Source organism: Ktedonobacter sp. SOSP1-85 (genome assembly GCF_016587415.1).
GTDB lineage: Bacteria > Chloroflexota > Ktedonobacteria > Ktedonobacterales > Ktedonobacteraceae > Ktedonobacter.
Genome location: NZ_BNJI01000001.1, coordinates 1028035 through 1046644 on the forward strand (window position 1 = coordinate 1028035; position 18610 = coordinate 1046644).

Annotated in this window: 20 protein-coding genes and 2 tRNA genes; 17 read left to right on the forward strand and 5 right to left on the reverse strand. The window is 54.2% G+C overall.

The window, feature by feature from the left end; translation table 11 throughout:
- Positions 1 to 127 precede the first annotated feature (127 nt).
- From KTE_RS04565 to KTE_RS04640, 16 genes are all read left to right on the forward strand, one after another.
- Positions 128 to 204: transfer RNA gene (locus KTE_RS04565), tRNA-Glu, on the forward strand.
- Between the two features lie 77 nt (positions 205 to 281).
- A tRNA-Glu gene (locus tag KTE_RS04570) sits at positions 282 to 358 on the forward strand.
- A 167-nt stretch (positions 359 to 525) separates the two neighbouring features.
- The gene (locus tag KTE_RS04575; protein WP_201379009.1) at positions 526 to 906 is read left to right on the forward strand and encodes a plastocyanin/azurin family copper-binding protein; all 381 of its coding nucleotides are present in this window, start codon (positions 526 to 528) and stop codon (positions 904 to 906) included.
- Between the two features lie 303 nt (positions 907 to 1209).
- Positions 1210 to 1917, forward strand: a complete 708-nt coding sequence (locus tag KTE_RS04580; protein WP_201379011.1) for a hypothetical protein — start codon at positions 1210 to 1212, stop codon at positions 1915 to 1917.
- 604 nt (positions 1918 to 2521) lie between these two features.
- A complete protein-coding gene (locus KTE_RS04585) occupies positions 2522 to 3031 on the forward strand; it encodes a (2Fe-2S)-binding protein (protein ID WP_201379013.1) in 510 nt (169 codons plus the stop codon).
- Positions 3032 to 3102: 71 nt separating this feature from the next.
- Positions 3103 to 5442, forward strand: coding sequence for a xanthine dehydrogenase family protein molybdopterin-binding subunit (locus tag KTE_RS04590; protein WP_201379022.1), 2340 nt, complete (start codon positions 3103 to 3105; stop codon positions 5440 to 5442).
- 88 nt (positions 5443 to 5530) lie between these two features.
- On the forward strand, positions 5531 to 6397 hold the full coding sequence (locus tag KTE_RS04595; RefSeq protein WP_201379024.1) for a xanthine dehydrogenase family protein subunit M: 867 nt from the start codon (positions 5531 to 5533) through the stop codon (positions 6395 to 6397).
- Between the two features lie 127 nt (positions 6398 to 6524).
- Positions 6525 to 7016 carry a DoxX family protein gene (locus KTE_RS04600; RefSeq protein ID WP_201379026.1) on the forward strand — a complete coding sequence of 164 codons (492 nt, stop codon included), beginning with the start codon at positions 6525 to 6527 and terminating at the stop codon, positions 7014 to 7016.
- A 154-nt stretch (positions 7017 to 7170) separates the two neighbouring features.
- Positions 7171 to 8277 (forward strand): aminopeptidase, encoded by a 1107-nt coding sequence (locus tag KTE_RS04605; RefSeq protein ID WP_201379028.1) that lies wholly within the window; start codon positions 7171 to 7173, stop codon positions 8275 to 8277.
- 160 nt (positions 8278 to 8437) lie between these two features.
- On the forward strand, positions 8438 to 8863 hold the full coding sequence (locus KTE_RS47340) for a transposase family protein (protein ID WP_236600283.1): 426 nt from the start codon (positions 8438 to 8440) through the stop codon (positions 8861 to 8863).
- Between the two features lie 296 nt (positions 8864 to 9159).
- Positions 9160 to 10017 carry an AAA family ATPase gene (locus tag KTE_RS04615; RefSeq protein WP_374226798.1) on the forward strand — a complete coding sequence of 286 codons (858 nt, stop codon included), beginning with the start codon at positions 9160 to 9162 and terminating at the stop codon, positions 10015 to 10017.
- A 4-nt stretch (positions 10018 to 10021) separates the two neighbouring features.
- Entirely contained in the window at positions 10022 to 11383 is a 1362-nt protein-coding gene (locus KTE_RS04620) for a VWA domain-containing protein (RefSeq protein WP_201379032.1), read from the forward strand.
- Positions 11384 to 11426: 43 nt separating this feature from the next.
- The gene (locus KTE_RS04625) at positions 11427 to 11744 is read left to right on the forward strand and encodes an XdhC family protein (protein ID WP_201379034.1); all 318 of its coding nucleotides are present in this window, start codon (positions 11427 to 11429) and stop codon (positions 11742 to 11744) included.
- Between the two features lie 43 nt (positions 11745 to 11787).
- Positions 11788 to 12549 carry an XdhC family protein gene (locus KTE_RS04630; protein WP_201379036.1) on the forward strand — a complete coding sequence of 254 codons (762 nt, stop codon included), beginning with the start codon at positions 11788 to 11790 and terminating at the stop codon, positions 12547 to 12549.
- A gap of 245 nt (positions 12550 to 12794) precedes the next feature.
- Positions 12795 to 13166 carry a hypothetical protein gene (locus tag KTE_RS04635; RefSeq protein ID WP_201379038.1) on the forward strand — a complete coding sequence of 124 codons (372 nt, stop codon included), beginning with the start codon at positions 12795 to 12797 and terminating at the stop codon, positions 13164 to 13166.
- A gap of 2 nt (positions 13167 to 13168) precedes the next feature.
- Positions 13169 to 14128 carry an LCP family protein gene (locus KTE_RS04640; RefSeq protein WP_201379040.1) on the forward strand — a complete coding sequence of 320 codons (960 nt, stop codon included), beginning with the start codon at positions 13169 to 13171 and terminating at the stop codon, positions 14126 to 14128.
- A 156-nt stretch (positions 14129 to 14284) separates the two neighbouring features.
- Here the strand turns inward: KTE_RS04640 and KTE_RS04645 are convergent, their stop codons facing one another.
- On the reverse strand, positions 14285 to 14971 hold the full coding sequence (locus tag KTE_RS04645) for a peroxiredoxin-like family protein (RefSeq protein ID WP_201379041.1): 687 nt from the start codon (positions 14969 to 14971) through the stop codon (positions 14285 to 14287).
- An 83-nt stretch (positions 14972 to 15054) separates the two neighbouring features.
- Positions 15055 to 15504, reverse strand: a complete 450-nt coding sequence (locus KTE_RS04650; RefSeq protein ID WP_201379042.1) for a hypothetical protein — start codon at positions 15502 to 15504, stop codon at positions 15055 to 15057.
- A gap of 242 nt (positions 15505 to 15746) precedes the next feature.
- Here KTE_RS04650 and KTE_RS04655 point away from each other — a divergent pair, with 242 nt between their 5' ends.
- Complete coding sequence (locus KTE_RS04655) at positions 15747 to 16127, forward strand: helix-turn-helix domain-containing protein (protein ID WP_201379043.1); 381 nt, start codon at positions 15747 to 15749, stop codon at positions 16125 to 16127.
- Positions 16128 to 16240: 113 nt separating this feature from the next.
- On the opposite strand, the gene KTE_RS04660 is transcribed toward KTE_RS04655, so the two are convergent.
- From KTE_RS04660 to tnpA, 3 genes are read right to left on the reverse strand one after another with little or no spacing between them, the layout of a single operon-like run.
- Complete coding sequence (locus KTE_RS04660) at positions 16241 to 16957, reverse strand: Glu/Leu/Phe/Val dehydrogenase family protein (RefSeq protein ID WP_201379044.1); 717 nt, start codon at positions 16955 to 16957, stop codon at positions 16241 to 16243.
- A gap of 36 nt (positions 16958 to 16993) precedes the next feature.
- Positions 16994 to 18214, reverse strand: coding sequence for a transposase (locus tag KTE_RS04665; protein ID WP_236600284.1), 1221 nt, complete (start codon positions 18212 to 18214; stop codon positions 16994 to 16996).
- On the reverse strand, positions 18211 to 18609 hold the full coding sequence (gene tnpA, locus KTE_RS04670) for an IS200/IS605 family transposase (protein ID WP_201379051.1): 399 nt from the start codon (positions 18607 to 18609) through the stop codon (positions 18211 to 18213). Before tnpA ends, KTE_RS04665 begins: the two co-directional genes overlap by 4 nt.
- Position 18610 lies beyond the last annotated feature (1 nt).

An 18610-nucleotide genomic window follows, 5' to 3' on the forward strand; every position in this document is an offset into this window, starting at 1 on the left:
CCTCATGACTTTTCGAATACTGGAAGAAATAGCCTGGAAAACTCTTGACAACGGCCCCGCTATCATGTATTATTCACACCGTGCTAAGTCGATGGCAGCGTACCTGCCCCGCAAGCATCAAAAGTCCGGCGCATTCGTCTAGTGGACTAGGACGCCGCCCTCTCAAGGCGGAGATCACGGGTTCGAATCCCGTATGCGCTACCATACGTTTCCCTGAGGCAAGGGAGAACCCCTTGTCTTCTTTTTTTGCTTGCACTAATCACCCAGTGGTGATACGCTCTGGCGCATTCGTCTAGTGGACTAGGACGCCGCCCTCTCAAGGCGGAGATCACGGGTTCGAATCCCGTATGCGCTACCACTTCAATAAACAAAGAGACAAGGGCATTAGTCCCTTGTCTCTTTGCTATGTATGGCAGATTTTGCTATATTTACTATGAGCTTTCCTGGGGAGGCATCTTCGGTTTTACTCACCCGGTCTCCCCCATAACCAAAACCCAGGCCCTTGGAGGACTGAAAGGATCTCTTATGTATAAAAAACTCTTATTTGTGATGGTTTGCCTCTCACTCTTCACCGTCATTATCGCCGCTTGTTCCATCAAAGAGCAGGTCGAAGCTAGCACCAAGGTAAAGATGGGCTCCGCCAACTTCATCGACACAACAGTGACCGTCAAAAAGGGTGATAGCATCGCCCTGGTCGATACCGTCAGTGGTCCCCATGTTATCACTAATGGTACCTGGCAGGGTAATAAAGCCAAAGCTGGAGCAGAGCCCGGAGCACCTAATATTGGCACTATTAACTTCGCGGGCAATGATTCGAAAAATATTGGGCCCTTCACAACCGCTGGCACCTTTGAGTTCTACTGTACTATCCATCCAGGAATGAATTTAACGGTAAAAGTAGTCTAAGTCAGGCACTCCATCACAACACAAAAAGCATAGGTGGAATATCTTCTCTCCTCTTTGGGATGCAAGATATTCCACTTTTCTTTTCCACAGAGCATGCACTCTCCTCTTATGCATCTCTTCCAGATAAACCATGTTCTATCTAGTACTTTTATGGTACGTGCTACACAATTCTCACCATACACATCGTTTAGTATGTTATAATCACGAGAAAAATCTCCTGCGTCCCAGTTGAGCGCATAGCGCTCTTAAGAACTTGACTGCAACGTGCATATAAGCAAATTTAAAGATAAAGGTTAATGATTTATGGATGCACCACATATACCAGCACCAGATCCAAACAAGCAGCCAAAACTTTCAGCGAGGGCCTCACTCTATTTCAAAGGCGCGGTCGTCCTCTTCCTCGTGATATTTACCACCATCATTGCCGCCTGTGGCGCACCTGATAATAGCATGAGCGCGAACGAAAAGCCCCAGGTAACGGTCACCATCGATCCTAACCATATCCAGAAACAAGTTACCGCCTCGCCCACACCCGGCTACTGGTGCGGCGCCTGGGCCACTCAGACCTCACCAGCCTATAACGCCGATCCCCAGCAACTGACCCTGGGCATCAATGCCAAGTTTACCAAGAATTCCGGTGGCAACCCCCAGGGCGTCGCAGGCGCTACGGCCACTGCCACCATCCACTGGGGCGATGGCTTAGACAGCACTGCCAGCGGCACAACCTCCAGCGACGGCCTCGTCGTTATCCCTATCTCCACTGCCGGACATGAGAACGCGGTTGGAAAGACCTCTATCGTCACCATTGACTTTGCAGGACCCGACGACTCGCACTGCTCGGTCGGGCAGGATCGCGCGGCCTTCTTTAGCCTGGCCAAGCCAACTGTGACACCTTCTCCCTCGCCCACCCAATCAAGCAATCCAGGTGGTCCCGGCGGTCAGCCAACCGGCACCCCTAAGTTCTGCCCAACCTTCACAATACCTAACGTGACGCCCCCTGCCTGCCCATAAGCAATATGGGGTATTAAAGCGTAGCACACAAAAGCAAGCATTGTCGCATTGACAATGCTTGCTTTTGTGTGCTACGCTTTTTTAGGCTGCACGAACCTCCTTTTTAAGGCTTTTTCTCTCGCTCGTCAGCGAGTAAGAACGCTCAAAAAGTAGGGCGCAACCTCCTAACGAGAGGCCAGTTTGTCAATCGCTCGATCCCTATTTCTCTGTGTTTCAATGTATTTCTTTCACTACACTCAGGCTCCTCTGGCTTCTCCTTGTGCATTTTTCGTATGGAAACCCGGCCCCACATCTATAAGTGGGATAAAAGGGCAGTTGACGTTTAACCTGTCATAGCTCAACACTATGTTACATCTACCTGTAGCAATTGTGCTGCACACTGTAGCCTGAAGGGTTCGTTCTAGGCCAATCCTGTACACTAATAGCAGGTCCTACACGACATAGTCATCCCTGTTTCTAGACGAAAAACATGCCTTACTCCTGAGTAGCCTCCGGGCTGCTCACTCTCGATATCGTTCTATATGTTCGCAGACTTTGTACACTTGTGTCTATGCGCTCCAGATACCTGGCGCACACACAACTAGACTCAGATGGAGGACCATCGATGGCGATGAAACGCGCAATCACAGTCACGGTAAACGGGAAACAGTATCACTCTGAGGTCGAGCCTCGCACACTCCTGGTTCACTACCTGCGTGATGCCCTCGACCTTACCGGCACCCATGTCGGCTGTAACACTTCTCAATGTGGCGCTTGCATCGTACATGTCAATGGAGAAGCGGTTAAATCATGTACCGTCCTGGCAGTCCAGGCCGATGAATGCGAGGTCACAACAATTGAGGGCCTGGCCCCCAGCGAGGACAATCTCCATCCCATTCAGGAGGCCTTCTGGGAGAAACATGGCCTGCAATGCGGCTTCTGCACACCAGGCATGATCATGGCCACCGCCCAGCTCCTCAAGCGGAATCCTCATCCCTCCGAGGAAGAGATTCGCAAGGGTCTGGAAGGCAACATCTGTCGCTGCACCGGCTACCAGAACATTGTACGCGCCGTCCAGGCCGCCGCTGAAGCCCTGGATGCTCGGGCCTCGCAGCCGGTGAGCACAGGCGACTAGGACCTCTTTTCACACCGCTCTCAGGCCCATCGCGTTGCGTTTCTCATAGTGGAGAAAGGATGTAACTATTTATGGGTATTGCTTCTATGCTTGGTACGTCAATTAAACGACGTGAAGACCCCAGGCTGATCACCGGCCAGGCTACCTATGTGGATGACATTAAACTCCCAGGGACGCTCCATATGGCCGTTGTGCGCAGTCCGTATGGTCACGCCCGCATTCTTAGCATTGATACGTCAGCAGCCCTGAAACATCCTGGCGTCGTCGCCGTTTATACCGCTGAAGATATTAAAGGCAAAGTGGGCAATGTTCCAATCGCGGTTCCCGTGGGCCATATCGTCAATGGCATGGGTGTACGCGGACCACTCGCGGAAGGCAAGGTACGCTTCTACGGCGACCCGGTGGCGGTCGTTGTTGCAGAGAACACCTATATTGCCCGCGATGCCGCCGACCTGGTCGAGGTGGACTATGATCCCCTCCCCGCAGCCATTGATATCGAGAAGGCCATGCAACCTGGCGCCCCCTTGCTCTACGAAGAGTTTGGGACGAATGTGGCTCAGAATGTGAAGCCGCCCACCGATGAGATCGACAAAGTCTTCGCCGAGACTGAGGCCAATGGTGGCATCACGCTGAAATTCCGCCTGGTCAATCAACGCCTCGCCCCCGCCTCGATGGAGACTCGTGGTGTGCTCGCGGAATACCGTAAGGCGAATAAGACGCTGACTGTCTGGAGTTCTTCGCAAATTCCCCACCTGTTGCGCAACATTCTGGCCTCTCAGTTGAATCTCCCGCAACACCAGTTGCGTGTGATCGTGCCAGAGGTAGGAGGCGGCTTTGGCTCCAAACTCAATGTCTATCCCGAGGAGACGCTGGCGGCCTATATCAGCATGCAGCTCGGACGCCCCATCAAGTGGATCGAGGATCGCAGCGAGAACCTGGCCACTACAGTCCATGGACGCGACCAGGTCGATTATGTAGAAGTTGCCGCGACGCGTGAGGGCAAGGTCACCGGCCTCAAGGTCCATGGCATCTCTGACCTGGGAGCCTATAGCCAGCTCTTTACGGATGTGATCATGACCGCCTTTGGCTTCCCCGTCGCTGGCGGCTCCTATGATATTCCCCACGTCTATCTCAGTAGCGATGTCGTCTTTACCAACAAGGTACCGACCGATGCCTACCGTGGCGCCGGTCGACCCGAGGCGACCTATGTGGCCGAGCGTGCCATGGATATGGTAGCGTACACTCTGCATAAAGATCCCACCGAGATCCGCCTGCTCAACTTCGTCAAGCCGGAACAGTTCCCCTACAAGTCTGCGACAGGTGCCGTCTACGACTCTGGCAACTATCAGGGCGCGCTTGAGAAGGCCATGGATATCATTGGCTATAAAGAGCTACGCGAGGAGCAGAAACGCAAGCGAGCCGCTGGCAAGTTTATGGGCATCGGCATCTCATCCTACATTGAGATCTGCGGCTTCGGACCCAAGGGCTCCGCACCTGTGGGCCTCTATGAGAGCGCGCGCGTACGCGTTGAGCAAAACGGGACCGCTATGGTCTATACCGGGGCATCTCCGCATGGACAGGGCGAGGAGACGACCTTCGCACAGATCGTGGCCGACGAGTTTAGCATTCCTGTTGAAAACGTCATGATCCTGCATGGCGATACCGACTCTACACCCGAGGGACGCGGCACCTATGGCAGCCGCACCACCGCCGTCGGTGGTTCAGCCGTCTTCAACGCCGTACAGAAGCTTAAAGAGAAGATGAAGCTCATCGCCTCACATATGCTGGAGGCCAGCCCTGGAGACATCTCGCTTGAAGATGGGAAGTTTAGCGTCGCTGGTTCCCCACAGAAGGCCGTCTCCTTCGCCGAGGTGGCCGCGGTGGCGCATACCTCAAATACGCTCGCCCCTGGCATCGAGCCTGGCCTGGAGACAACCGTCTTCTTCGAGCCTGATGCCTGTGTCTTCCCCTTCGGTACGCATATCTGCGTCGTCGAGATCGATCAGGAGACCGGCGAGCCGCAGATTACACGCTTCGTGGCCGTGGATGACTGTGGACGCCAGCTCAATCCGATGCTCGTTCAGGGCCAGATTCACGGCGGACTTGCCCAGGGTATTGGGCAAGCGCTGTGGGAGAGTGTAGAATACAGTGAGGATGGACAGCTCCTCACCGCGACCTTTATGGATTACGCGATGCCCGCCGCTGAGGGCTTCCCACCCTTTGAACTCGATCACACCGTCACACCCAGCCCGGTCAATCCCCTGGGCGTCAAAGGGGTCGGTGAGGCTGGCACCATTGGCTCGACGCCCGCGGTCGCTGCCGCTATCGCGGACGCGCTCAACGTCGACCACATTGATATGCCCTATAAACCCGAAAAGTTGTGGAAGATCATCCACCGCCAACAAGGATAAAGCATGCTAGCTGAGGAACCCTGGTCAGAAATGGCAGTGTTCCTCGGCCAACATACACAATACACACTCAAGAGGAGATACGAGCAGTATGTCGATACCAGCAGTCTTTGATTATCATCCCGCGAAAACGGTGGATGAGGCCCTTGCCCTCCTGCAACAATATGGCGACGAGGCCAAGGTGCTCGCGGGCGGCCATAGCCTGATTCCAGCGATGAAACTGCGCCTGTCCCAGCCCGAGCATCTGATCGATATCAGCAAGATTCAAGAACTAGCCTATATTCGTGAAGAGAACGACGTGATTGCAATCGGCGCGCTCACCACCTATACCCAGGTCGAGTACTCCGACCTCCTGAGCCGCGTCTTCCCGCTCATGCCCGAATGCGCCTCGCATATCGCGGACCAGCAGGTACGTAATCGCGGCACCATCGGTGGAAGCATCGCCCACGCCGATCCCTCCGCGGACATGCCCGGCGTGATCCTGGCCCTGAAAGCCGAACTGGTCATTCAGGGACCTAATGGAAAACGCACCGTCTCGGCCGATGAGTTTATCCTGGGTACATTCGAGACCGTCCTGGAGCCCAATGAACTCCTCGTCGAGCTGCGCTTCCCCAAACCTGCCGCCAAGACTGGTAGTGCTTATACCAAGCTCTCCAACCGCGCCTCGCATTACGCGATCGCAGGCTGCGCCGCCGTGCTCTCACTCGATAGCGATAACACCTGCTCAGCCGCCAGCGTCGTTGTCACGGGTGCCGCCATGCAGACCGCCCGCGCCAGCGCCACCGAGTCGGCTCTGATCGGCAAACAGCTTACCAGCGAAACCATTGCGGAAGCCGCCAGCCATGCCGCCGAGGGCCTGGAACTGGTCGGAGACATCCACGGCTCCCCCGAGTACCGCCGCCAGATGGTCTCCGTCATGACCCGCCGCGCCATCGAGCAAGCCCTGGAACGCGCGTAAAGCCAAAGGGAAGAAAAAGGAGGCTGCTGGGCTTGCAAGCCCAGCAGCCTCCTTTTTCTTCCCTCTTTTATATACTATATTTATGACTATAGGCAACACTCAAAAGCACAAGGAAGGGGGACTCGAAATGTCCTATAAATCGGCGCTCTCACTTATTCGTGTCCTCGTGGGGCTGCTTTTTGTCGCGCATGGGACACAATTGCTCTTCGGCTGGTTTGGCGGAGCTGGCCTGGCTGGGACCATTAAGCTGACTGAGGCACTAGGGCTACGCCCGGCACCTTTTTGGGGGCTGCTCGCTGCGCTGAGTCAGTTTGGCGGCGGCCTCCTGCTCCTGCTAGGACTCCTTCATCCTCTTGGAGCCCTGGCGGTGATGGGCGCAATGTTAGTGGCCATCCTCAAAGTTCACCTGACACATGGCTTCTGGATTGCCAGTGGTGGCCTCGAATATGCACTCTTGCTCTTCCTGCTCGCAGGCATTCTCGGGTTGGCAGGTCCGGGCTCTTATGCCCTCGACAATCGCCTCTCACTCAGGCTTCCACGTCCACTAAGCTTTTGGGCCGGGCTTGCGGCCATGATCCTGGTCATAGGCATCGGCGTTGCATCGTCCAGCACGGCCTAATGGCTTACCACAGCTTGGAGAGGGCTACTTACTACCTAAAAGTACATGCCTCTAAGCAGCTTCCAAGCCCCCAGTGGAGGCGCGTACGTAAGTAGCCCTCTTCATTGTATAATGTAGAAAGTCAATTCCAAACGGAAAGAAGAGTAATATCCTTATGCGCGATATTCGCATCGAACGCTGGGCCAAAACCCTGGTTCAGTACTCCCTCTATATCAAACCCGGCGACGTGGTCGCTATTCAATCGACTCCCCTGGCTGCCCCTCTTATTTCAGCAGTCTATGAAGAGATCCTACGCGCGGGAGCCTACCCCGTTCCGCTCATACAGCTTGAAGAACTGGACGAGATCCACCTACGCGAGGCCAACGATGAGCAACTCTCCTGGCTCTCGCCTGTCATGCCCGCCCTGGCCGATAAAATTACTGCCCGCCTGAGTATTATGGCCAGTGGCAATACCAAGGCCATGAGCAATATCGATCCCGCGCGCCTCTCCAAACGCCACCAGGTTAGTCGTCAACTTATGAGCACCTTCCGCCAGCGCGAGCAGGAGGGAAACTTCCGCTGGAGCCTGACCCTCTACCCAACCACGGCCTACGCTCAGGATACCAATATGTCCCTGCGCGAGTTTGAGGAGTTCGTCTTCGATGTGTGCTTCCTCAATGATGAAGATCCCGCTGCGCGCTGGAAAGAGCTTTCCAAGCGGCAGCAAAGCCAGGTTGATTGGCTGAAGGGGCATAAGAAGGTGCATGTCGTAGGTGAGGGAACAGATCTGACTCTCTCCATTGAGGACCGCATCTTTATCAATAGCGATGGCAAACGCAATTTCCCCAGCGGCGAGTTCTTCACTAGTCCGGTTGAGAATAGCGCCAACGGCGTCATTCAGTACGACATCCCCTCTACATATGCTGGTCGCCCCGTCAATGGCATTCGCCTCGTATTCAAGGATGGCAAGGTCATCGAGGCAACGGCGCGCGAGGGCCAGGATATCCTGGAGAACATGCTCAGCATGGACGAGGGCGCGCGCTACCTGGGCGAGTTCGCCTTTGGCAACAACCCCCGTGTCACCCGCGGGACGCGCAACATCCTCTTCGACGAGAAGATGGGTGGCACCATCCACCTGGCCCTGGGCGCATGCTATCCCGAGACTGGTGGCCTCAACAAGTCGGCACTGCACTGGGATATGATCTGCGATCTACGCCAGCAAGGCGAGGTCTGGGTCGATGATACCCTCTTCCTCAAAGATGGCAAGTTGCTCATCAGCTAAATTTATTAGTAAGAGGAGTGATCCTCTCCGCCAGCCTGCAGGTTGGCGGAGAGGATCACTCCTCTTACTAACAGGGCAATCGCATCTAAATAAACGCATCAACAAAAAGAAGAAGAAGGAGGAGGTGATACAATAGGCCAAAACCGCAGGAGATCAGAAGATGGAAGAGAACAACCGATCCGATCTGGAAAGCATCTTTGCCCAAGTAGAAGACCCTCGGATGGAGCGAACCAGGCGGCATCGATTGCGCGATATCATCATCTTGGCCATTTGTGGCACCCTGTGCGGAGCGGAGGGATGGGTGGAGATCGAGGAATTTGGGAGAGCCAAAGAGGCCTTTGCCATTAACTCAGTTCAGCTCTGGAGTGACCGCAAGGCCGCTATTCGCGAGTTATACCGCGTACTACGCCCCGATGGAATGCTTGCGCTCACCCTCCAGCCACACAACGCCAAAACAGATCAGGACTTCAAGGCCATCGGCGAACAACTTCTCTTCGACCTGACTCAAATTGGCTTCTTCAATACCAAACTCCAGATCAAGGAGCATACACCCACCAACATTCTCTGCGCTCTAGGGCGCAAGTGAGAGTTCGCTTCCCTTGCAGACAGGCGTTCGCATAGCTTAGAATACAACTATCACCTCGAACACATATGTGCTTCGCTGTAGTTTCCCTAGGAACTTATGCGGAAACCAACGTCACTCTCGTGACTAGCGCTTCCCCCATTCGGGGACCACCTAAAGGTGGCACGGCAAGCGCGCTCAGGTTTCCGCAAGGTAGTAGCTGGAGGCCTTTCTTGGAGCAGGAACATCTTATCGAGACCACTCAGAACACCACGGCAAACGTCTCGTCGCTTGCCTCAATTGAAGACGTCCAACGGGCCATGTTTGCCCAGAACTATATAGCCGACCGTAGCCTCGCCACAACCGTCTTCCTCGCGCTCAAGCGTCGCAAGCCGCTTCTGCTGGAAGGCGAACCCGGCGTGGGCAAAACCGAGATTGCGAAGGTCCTGGCCTCCCTTCTCGATACCCACTTGATCCGCCTGCAATGCTATGAAGGCATCGATGTCAGTACCGCCGTCTATGAGTGGAACTACACGCGCCAGATGCTGCATATTCGCCTGATGGAGGGCGGGGCACAGGGTCGCCAGGATGAACTCAAAGAGATCTTTGGACCAGACTTCCTTCTTCAGCGCCCGCTGCTCCAGGCTATCAGCCCTACCAATGCAAAACCGCCAGTGCTCTTGATCGACGAACTGGATCGCAGCGATGAAGAGTTTGAGGCCTACTTGCTTGAGTTGCTCTCCGATTTCCAGATTACGATTCCAGAGATCGGCACCATTCGCGCCCAGGAGCCACCCTTCGTCATCATTACCTCCAACCGCACACGTGAGATCCATGACGCGCTCCGCCGCCGCTGTCTCTACTACTGGATCGATTACCCCACACTGGAGAAAGAGTACTCCATCGTGCGGGCGCGCATGCCCGAGGCCCCTGAGCAACTGGCTCGCCAGGTCTGCGCCTTCGTAGGTGAGATTCGTAGCATGGACCTGTATAAAGCTCCCGGCATCGCCGAGACTCTTGATTGGTTAAGCTCACTCCTCGCACTACATCAGCTCGAACTCGTTGAAGGTACGGTACGTGATACGCTGGGCGCGCTTCTCAAGTATCAGGACGATGTGCTCAAAGTCGGAGGCGGCGGCGAGCTCAGCAAGGTCATTCGCAAAATTGTAGGAGTGTAGAGGCATGCAGATCGAACCCCAGAACAATGGTACTCAGCAGGCAGCCATCGCCGCGCCTCTGCGCCCGATTGATCTTGAGCGCGGCGAGAAACTACTATATCGCCTGACAGAGTTTGGCCGCTTGCTCTGGGAAGTGGGTATCCAGGTCGGGCCACGCCAGATGATTGACCTGGCCGAGACCCTGAACCTGGTGGATATTACCCGCCCGGATGACTTCTACAACACGCTTAAGTGTAGCCTGCTCACGCGTCACGAGCAGGAGCCACTCTTCGAGCAGATGTATCAATACTTCTGGTTTGTGCGCGACAATCCCAATCAGAAAAAATCTGACAAGGGCCAGCAGGTCAAGCGCGAACAGCGCCAGTTGCGCCTACCGCCTTCTGAGCGCAAGCGCCTGGCTGAGCACATGAATGCCAAAGAGCAACACAAGGATATGGCGCGCGATCCGCGTCAATCTGAGCGTAAGCCCTCTACAAGCGCGCGCGACCGCAACAAGGACGACAACGACCTGGGAGATCCTCAGAGCGGGGCTTATAGTGCTATTGAACGCCTGCGCCAGAAAGACTTCGAGAACTACTCCTGGGAAGAGGTGCAGGAAGCCAAACGCTTAATGGCCGAGATGCGCTGGAATCTGGGCATGCGTCCAACACGCCGCAAGGCCCCCCGGCGCCGCGGCTCCTATCCCGATATGCGCCGTATCGTGCGCCGCAACCTGAAATATGGCGCGGAGCTAATCGAACTGACCTGGCGCGAGACGAAGCGCAAGCCTCGTCCCCTGGTGATCATCTGCGATATTAGCGGCTCCATGAGCCTCTATTCGCGCTTGCTGCTGCACTTTATCCATACGATCTCCAATGGACTGCAAAATGTGGAGGCCTTTGTCTTTGGCACACGCCTGACGCGGGTCACGCGCCAGCTCAAGCGCCGCGATGTCGATGAGGCGGTACACGATGTCTCCAAGCAGGTGCAGGACTGGTCGGGTGGCACGCGCATTGGCGACGCTTTGCACTACTTCAATCATCACTGGTCCAGGCGCGTGCTGGGACGAGGCGCGGTCGTGCTCGTCATCAGTGATGGCTGGGACCGTGGCGAGGCCGATACCCTGCGTGCGGAGATGGATCGCTTACAACATAGTTGCCACCGCCTGATCTGGCTCAATCCCCTGCTGGGCTCGCCCGATTATCGGCCTCTTACCATCGGCATGAAGACCGCCTTGCCCTATATCGATAACTTCCTGCCTTCGCATAACCTGGACAGCCTGATCTCGCTGGGTAATACACTCTCCAGTATTGATGATAGCCGTCCACTCCGCGACGCCTACAGCAGACGTAAGGCAGTGGAAGCCTGGACCAGGCGTAAGATCTAACAGTAACATAATCACGCCACCCTCTTTGAAAGGAGCACACACTATGCGCGACGTCTTACCGGATATTGAAAAATGGCGCGCTCAAGGCGAGCAGGTCGCCATCGCGACCGTCATCAGTATGATCGGCTCCGCCCCACGTCTGCCAGGCGCCAAGCTTGCTGTCAGTGAGAAAGGCGAGATCGCAGGCTCCGTCAGTGGTGGCTGCGTCGAGCCTGCCGTCATTCACGCCGCCCACCAGGTCATCAAAAATGGGCAGCCACAATTGCTTGAGTTTGGCATTAGTGAAGCCGATAATCTAGAAAAGATAGGCCTCTCTTGTGGAGGCACGATTCGCGTCTTCGTCGAACGCCTCGACTGGTAAGACCACATCGTTATTACGTCAGGACTTGAGGGATACAAGCACCATGAGTGAGATCTATACCACATTAAAGAGTGCGCTTGACAGTCAGAAGGGCGCGGCCCTGGCCACACTCGTTCAGGGTCCTGAGCATATCGGCGCCAAGCTCTTATTCCTTCCTGGCCAGGCCCCCTGGGGCACGCTTGGCTCCGTGGAGCTTGATCAACAGGTTCTCCCCATTGCGGAGCGCGCCACCTGGTCTGGAACGGGCGCGAGTCATACTATCACACTGCCCACAGGAACCTACGAGGTCTTTGTTGAAGGCTTCGCACCCCCGCCAACCCTCATCATTGTTGGGGCCGGTCATATCGCCATTCCCCTCACCACCTTCGCTAAAACACTCAACTACCGTGTTATCATTGTGGATGCACGCGCGGCCTTCGCTACGTCAGAGCGCTTTCCCCATGCCGACGAGATCATTGTAGAGTGGCCAGATGAGGCGCTACAGAAACTCGATCTCAATCCCTCAACCGCCGTCGCCGTCCTGACCCACGATCCCAAATTCGATGAGCCAACATTAAAGGTCCTGCTCGCCCACGAAGTCGGCTACATTGGCGCGATAGGCAGCCGCAAAACAGGCGAGGAACGCGCCGAACGCCTCAAGAATGAAGGCATTACCGAGGAGCAGTTACAACGCATCCATGGCCCTATTGGCCTGAATATTGGAGCTAAAACGCCTGAAGAGATCGCCCTGGCCATCATGGCGGAAATCGTCGCGACACGCAACGGGAAGGATAGCAAGAGCATCCTTAATTGGCAGCAAAAATAGTAGTGGTTTGCAACTTCTTACGCGCCAATGCGTTTATCTTTGTAGAGGATGTTCTTTCTTTACAAAAATCTAGATACTTCTGATCCGAAAACCCTGAGCGCGAAGCGCTAGGCACGCAAGTGACGTTGGGCTTCGGAATAAGATCTTATTACCTGGAAGATAGAGTCATTAAAATTTGGTATAACCTACTTGCAAAACGCTTTTATCCTTCTCATTCATTTTGATCAGAAAAGAGTTGATTATACATGTCAGATAATAACTACTACGACGATCATACAATGCCCGCACGACCATATCCACCTGGAGGTCCTCAGAATCGACCACAGCCTGAGAACCCTCAGGGTAAGCTTGTGCTGGGCAATTTCAATAACGCTAATGTGCCCCCCGCCAACAGCCCAACCAACCGCCACAGGGGCGACCATATAATCCCTCACACAATGCGGGGCCACGCTACCCTCAACAGGGCGGACCAGTTCCCCCAACCTATACTCCTGGCCCGGAAACCTATACTCCTGGCGCTCCCCCCTATTCGCAGGCGCAAAACGGAGAAAAACTGCCCGGTTCCGCGCGCCGGCCAGCGAGGCGCAGACGCTCTGGTTGTGCGCCTGGCTGTCTGATAGTGGGACTGCTCCTCGTTATCCTGCTCTGCACCGGGGCCTACACAGGTCAGCGTGTCCTGGCCTTTGGCTCGGCCATTTCAACGAATAAAAATTCGCTCTCCACCCAGACAGGCTATATGAATACCAGCGACCGCGTCAACCTGCTCATTATGGGCTATGGTGGTGGCGCTCACGATGGGACAAACCTGACCGACTCCATGGTGGTCATTAGCATGACCCCCAGCAATCAGCATACCTCGCTGGTCTCGGTGCCACGCGACCTCTGGGTGCAGGTTCCCTCCAATTCCGGCAACTATGCAAAACTCAACACTGTCTATCAGGTAGGCTCCAACAATGGTGCCGATCGCGGAGCAGGAGGAGACGCGGCTGCAACCAAGCTCTCCTCCATCACTGGACTCGATGTCAAGAATTGGATGCTGATCGACTTCAATGGCTTTCGCGAGCTGATCAACGCTCTTGGCGGCATTGATGTATATGTGCCTGACGCGTTTACCGCGAACTATCCCAAAAACGATGATGCCAACGTCGATGCCAGCTGGATTACCGTCCACTTCAATAAAGGCATGCAACACATGGATGGCGAGACCGCGATCCGCTACGCCCGCGCCCGCTATGTGACCGATAATCCCGCTGAGGGTACCGACTTCGCCCGCTCCATCCGCCAGCAGCTTATCATCAAGACAGCCCTGTCAAAGATGAAGCAGCTCTCTAGCTGGCCCAGCCTCTTCAACGCGATGGATGCCCTGCAAAAGGCCATCTATACCAACATGTCGCTCGCCGACCTGGGCCTCTTTACCATGAAGATGGATCTCAACAGCCCGCAGACCGCGCGTATCGGTCTCAGCTTCGATAACGTTCTGACCTCCAGCACCTCGAACGATGGACAAAGTATCCTGATCCCCAAAGATAACAACTGGGATCTCATCAAACAATACGTCGACTCCAAGCTCTATAAATAAGCAGCCAACCAGGAGCAGCCCTGGTGCATACCAATGCACCAGGGCTGCTCTTGCTTTTTGGCCGTCACAACGCCTTGACCAACGGATACCTCAGGCAGGCTCGTAGGTTGATAGTACGCTCCTTTGCGAATTCAAGCTGCATGCGACCTTCCAATCTTACAGGCTCAACTCACCCTTGCGCTGTTTGAGCTGTGCAATGATGATGGCTGGATCAAGGCGATGAATAAAGTTTGGATCGACGAAGGCCAGGCTTACCGTTCCCGATTGATCAATCAGGAAGGTTCCTGGTATCGGCAGTTCCCACGATGCGTCGCCGTTGTAGGCGGGCAGATCGGCACCAATCTGCTGATATGCCGCGTGCACAGCCTCATCAATACGATAAACGAGACCATACTCTCGCGCAACCTGGTTGCCAACATCGCTTAAAACCTCAAAGGTCAGAGCGTTCTTCTCCGCCAGCGAAAGGCTCTGATCTGGCGTCTGTGGAGAAATCGCGACCAGAGAAGCACCCAGCGCCTGCAACTGCGGTAAAGCCTGCTGATAAGCGCGCAGTTCCAGATTGCAGTATGGACACCAGGCGCCTCGATAGAAGGTCACAACAACTGGCCCTTGCTTAAGCAGGCCTGAGAGTGACACGGGGCGACCAAGAGCATCGGGCAGCGTAAAATCCGGTGCCAGTTCACCCTCTTTGAGAGCCTTCTCAGCCCCACTAGATGCGATAATTTGTTGGATAGGGCGTAGTAATTGTTCACGCATGGATGCGGTTATCTGATCCCGCGTCTGAGCTATAAACGCATCGATCTGTTGCTGTAGCGGAGTATTCATTGGGTCATATGTTGCCATTATTATCTCTCTTTCTTTATATCTAGTTTGGTGCAGGCTGAGCAGTGATGAATCATCGCTCAGCTGCCCTGATCATGGTAAAATCACATAACCTGCAACACAGGTGCCTCTGAGTTCTGGCTCCCTGACCCTGACTGCGTGAGGCGACGATAGCGCCGCTCTACTCCTCGTGCCAGGTACATCGCGCCGATACCAATCAGCAGGTGAGCAACCTGGATCAACCAGTGTAGATTGCCCACGAGAATCCGGGACTGCGTCACTCCAAAGGCCGCGACTAGGATCGCATAGACCATGCTGAATATACCCAGCAGCCGAAGTTCGCGCTTCCAGACAGCCACAAACGCAAGGATGATAAAGGCCAGAGCGCCTGTAATGCCGAGTGTCTCGTGAATGTAAGTCATACCTATCTGTAGCAGTATCCTCAGAAGCATATAAAGATCTAATATCTGAGCGATCCAGAGTAAAAGTCCCAGCAGCATAGCAAGCATGAAGGCGCTTCGTGCAATCAATGAGACGATGCGTACCGTTTTCATAAAGATCTCCTTTTCAACTCTTGTCAAACGAGAAGCATTCTAGCCATAACTTCGCTACTACCTCTTCCCAGGTCCATCCAGGCAATAGTGAGTAACCGAAAATAGCCAGGTGAAATGTAGAAGACGCTTGTCATCTCTCACTCTTCTTGATAGAATTAAAATAGATGATAAACGTGAAAGAAACAAGTACGCAATTTTATCTGACGTAGTATGTAAAACCATACTATTGGGAGGGATAAACAATGAAGCAGATGCAGAAAGCAACAGCGTGCCCGGTCGAAGTGACGCTCTCAATCGTCGGTGGAAAATGGAAGCCGATGATTGTCTGGCATTTGCTTAGCGGAACCAGGCGCTTTGGCGAATTACGGCGGCTCATTCCTGGAGCTACCCAGCAAATGCTCACGATGCAATTACGAGAGCTAGAGCAGGCAAGAGTGCTCCACCGAGAGGTCTATGCCCAGGTACCTCCCAAGGTCGAATATTCACTAACAGAACTTGGGCGGAGCTTAGAGTCAATCCTGCTCCAGATGGCGGAATGGGGCGAATGGTACTGCGACCAAAATGGGCAGGAACATTGGCATATACCTAATGAAATAGAAGAGCTCGCTCCTGCTAAAAACTAGCGCTTAACCATCCTTAAAGCGTTATGCAGAAAGCTAGTTCTTAGCGATTGATCGACGCTGCAAAATATCCTGAAGGACACAGGGTATTTTGCGGCGTCGAGATGCGCACCGCTCTAGTTATTATTCACCGAGAGATGCTGCACCTGCTGTATCATCGCAAGGCGCTGCTCAGCCAGGCTAGCGGCTGCCTGGTGTGTTGGGATCCGTTGCTCTTGGGCATAGGAGAGAACGTTCCGCATGGTCTGATAGATGCGTTCCACCTGCTTCAACGCTCGTTGCGGATGAAAGCCACCACGGGAGAGGCTTTCTGCTCCTACTATAATCCCGCCCGCGTTCACAATAAAATCTGGCGCATATACAATACCCCGCTCGGCTAACATCTCTCCATGATGTTCCTCCGCAAGTTGATTGTTAGCCCCCCCACAGATGATCTTGCAGCGCAACGCAGGAAGCGTCTGATCATTGAGTCCCGCACCTAATGCACAGGGGCTATAGACATCAACAGCAAGCCGATGGATATCTTCCGGCGACACAACCTGTACCTGCGGATAAAGCGTTGTCACAGCCTCAACATGTTGCTGATTGACATCCGCCACCGTGACGTTAGCTCCTGCTTCCACTAAGGCATGCACCAACGCGCGTCCAACGCCCCCTACACCCTGCACAGCAATCGTACGTCCTTCAGGCTGGGGATTACCATACACCTCTTCCAGACAAGCACGTATCCCCTGGAACACTCCATGGGCGGTAACAGAGGAGGTATCACCTGGACCGCCCCATGCCTCCGAAACCGTCACAACATGCCGCGTCTCTGCACGGATGATATCCATATCGTGAACGTACCTCCCCATAGAATGGAGAGGCTTCTACGCAGTTGCCCGCGTTGGCCGCGTCCCGACCGAAAGCTGTTTTCGTCCGATACCGAGGATGACCTTCGCTGAGGCCGTATCCCGATCCAGTTCACACCCACACGTACAAGAATGCCACCGCTCTTCTAACGTCTTCTTGCCTACATTCCCGCAATTCGGGCAAATCTGGCTGGTGTACTTAGGATCAACTTGTACGAGAGTACGCCCGGCCCATGCTGCCTTGTACGTACACATTCCCACAAATTGACTCCAACCAGCGTCGGCTATTGATTTGTTTAATCCCGCTTTGGCCGCCGCCCCATTAGGCAAATACTGTCCTGTCTCTTCGTCCTGCTTCGGCTTGGGCTGTTTCACCAGATTGGCCATGGTGAGATCCTCAAGCACGATCACTTGATAGCGATTGACGAGCTTTCTTGAGGCTTTGTGAGCGAAGTCGGCACGCTGATTGCGGACCTTACGATGGGCCTTTGCCACGCGCTTCACTGCCTTCGCTCTGCGATGACTGCCGCGCTTCTTGCGAGACAAGGACTCTTGTAGCTTCTTGAGCTTGTTCTCTGCTCTCCGATAATGGCGCGGGTTCTCAAGGAATTCACCATTGGACAAGGCGGCAAAGTGAGTCACACCCAGGTCTATCCCTACATCCTCATAGCTGCTAGGCAAGGCTTCCGGCTTGTCCACTTCGCAGCTAAAACAGGCATACCAATGCTCTCCCTCGCGCTTGATGGTCAAGGTTTTGACTTTGCCTATCATGTCTCGATGCAGGTGCAGTTTCACTGTTCCAATCTTCGTCAATTTCAGATTGACTCTGACCATGCCCTTCTTATCAGGCGGGCGTGTTTGTTGATCCAATTTCCAGCCAGCGCCGTCCGGGTAGGTAAACGAGTTATAGCGGTTACGACCCTGAAAACGCGGGTATCCTGGTTTCTGGCCTTTGGCACAGCGATCAAAAAACCGTTGAAATGCCTTGTCCAGTCGTTTTAACACATCTTGCAGGACATGAGCAGCGATATCCTGATACTCTTCTCTGATCTTTGCCTTGATCTCTGGAAGGACATTTTGTTGATCATAGTAGGTGATCGATTTGCCCGCCATACGGTAAGCATCCTTCCTCTCGGAAAGACCCGCATTGTAGAGTTCTCGACAACGTGCCAGAACCCAATGGAGTTTGTTCTCCACCGTCTTATTGGGAGCTAAACGGTACTTGTACGTTTTTCTCATGTCCCTTGTCCCAACTCGATATATTTTTTGACGGTTTCCTCGGTCATGTCTCCGACGGTGCCAACGTAGTAACTGCGAGACCAGAAATTCCCACCCCACAGTTGTTTTTTGACTTCGGGATGCTGCTTAAAGACTTGTCTCGCAGTAATCCCTTTGAGGGTATTAACAATGAGAGAGGGCGCAATAGCGGGTGGCGCACTCAAAAAGAGGTGAACGTGGTCTTCCTGTACATTGAGTGCGCCGATCTCCCAAGTATTCGCCTCACATAATCGCCTGATTTCTTCCTCAATAAACGTGGCGATATTCCCCACCAGAATAGTCTTGCGATACTTGGGACACCATACAAAATGGTATGCTATTTTATATATGGCATGCTTCGTATGTTGTTCTCTCATA

Bases quoted from the DNA above. Each gene is read 5' to 3' on its own strand.
- KTE_RS04575 (WP_201379009.1), top strand. From the start codon at position 526: ATGTATAAAAAACTCTTATTTGTGATGGTTTGCCTCTCACTCTTCACC.
- KTE_RS04580 (WP_201379011.1), top strand. From the start codon at position 1,210: ATGGATGCACCACATATACCAGCACCAGATCCAAACAAGCAGCCAAAA.
- KTE_RS04585 (WP_201379013.1), top strand. From the start codon at position 2,522: ATGGCGATGAAACGCGCAATCACAGTCACGGTAAACGGGAAACAGTAT.
- KTE_RS04590 (WP_201379022.1), top strand. From the start codon at position 3,103: ATGGGTATTGCTTCTATGCTTGGTACGTCAATTAAACGACGTGAAGAC.
- KTE_RS04595 (WP_201379024.1), top strand. From the start codon at position 5,531: ATGTCGATACCAGCAGTCTTTGATTATCATCCCGCGAAAACGGTGGAT.
- KTE_RS04600 (WP_201379026.1), top strand. From the start codon at position 6,525: ATGTCCTATAAATCGGCGCTCTCACTTATTCGTGTCCTCGTGGGGCTG.
- KTE_RS04605 (WP_201379028.1), top strand. From the start codon at position 7,171: ATGCGCGATATTCGCATCGAACGCTGGGCCAAAACCCTGGTTCAGTAC.
- KTE_RS47340 (WP_236600283.1), top strand. From the start codon at position 8,438: ATGGAAGAGAACAACCGATCCGATCTGGAAAGCATCTTTGCCCAAGTA.
- KTE_RS04615 (WP_374226798.1), top strand. From the start codon at position 9,160: ATGTTTGCCCAGAACTATATAGCCGACCGTAGCCTCGCCACAACCGTC.
- KTE_RS04620 (WP_201379032.1), top strand. From the start codon at position 10,022: ATGCAGATCGAACCCCAGAACAATGGTACTCAGCAGGCAGCCATCGCC.
- KTE_RS04625 (WP_201379034.1), top strand. From the start codon at position 11,427: ATGCGCGACGTCTTACCGGATATTGAAAAATGGCGCGCTCAAGGCGAG.
- KTE_RS04630 (WP_201379036.1), top strand. From the start codon at position 11,788: ATGAGTGAGATCTATACCACATTAAAGAGTGCGCTTGACAGTCAGAAG.
- KTE_RS04635 (WP_201379038.1), top strand. From the start codon at position 12,795: ATGTCAGATAATAACTACTACGACGATCATACAATGCCCGCACGACCA.
- KTE_RS04645 (WP_201379041.1), bottom strand. From the start codon at position 14,971: ATGGCAACATATGACCCAATGAATACTCCGCTACAGCAACAGATCGAT.
- KTE_RS04650 (WP_201379042.1), bottom strand. From the start codon at position 15,504: ATGAAAACGGTACGCATCGTCTCATTGATTGCACGAAGCGCCTTCATG.
- KTE_RS04655 (WP_201379043.1), top strand. From the start codon at position 15,747: ATGAAGCAGATGCAGAAAGCAACAGCGTGCCCGGTCGAAGTGACGCTC.
- KTE_RS04660 (WP_201379044.1), bottom strand. From the start codon at position 16,957: ATGGATATCATCCGTGCAGAGACGCGGCATGTTGTGACGGTTTCGGAG.
- KTE_RS04665 (WP_236600284.1), bottom strand. From the start codon at position 18,214: ATGAGAAAAACGTACAAGTACCGTTTAGCTCCCAATAAGACGGTGGAG.
- tnpA (WP_201379051.1), bottom strand. From the start codon at position 18,609: ATGAGAGAACAACATACGAAGCATGCCATATATAAAATAGCATACCAT.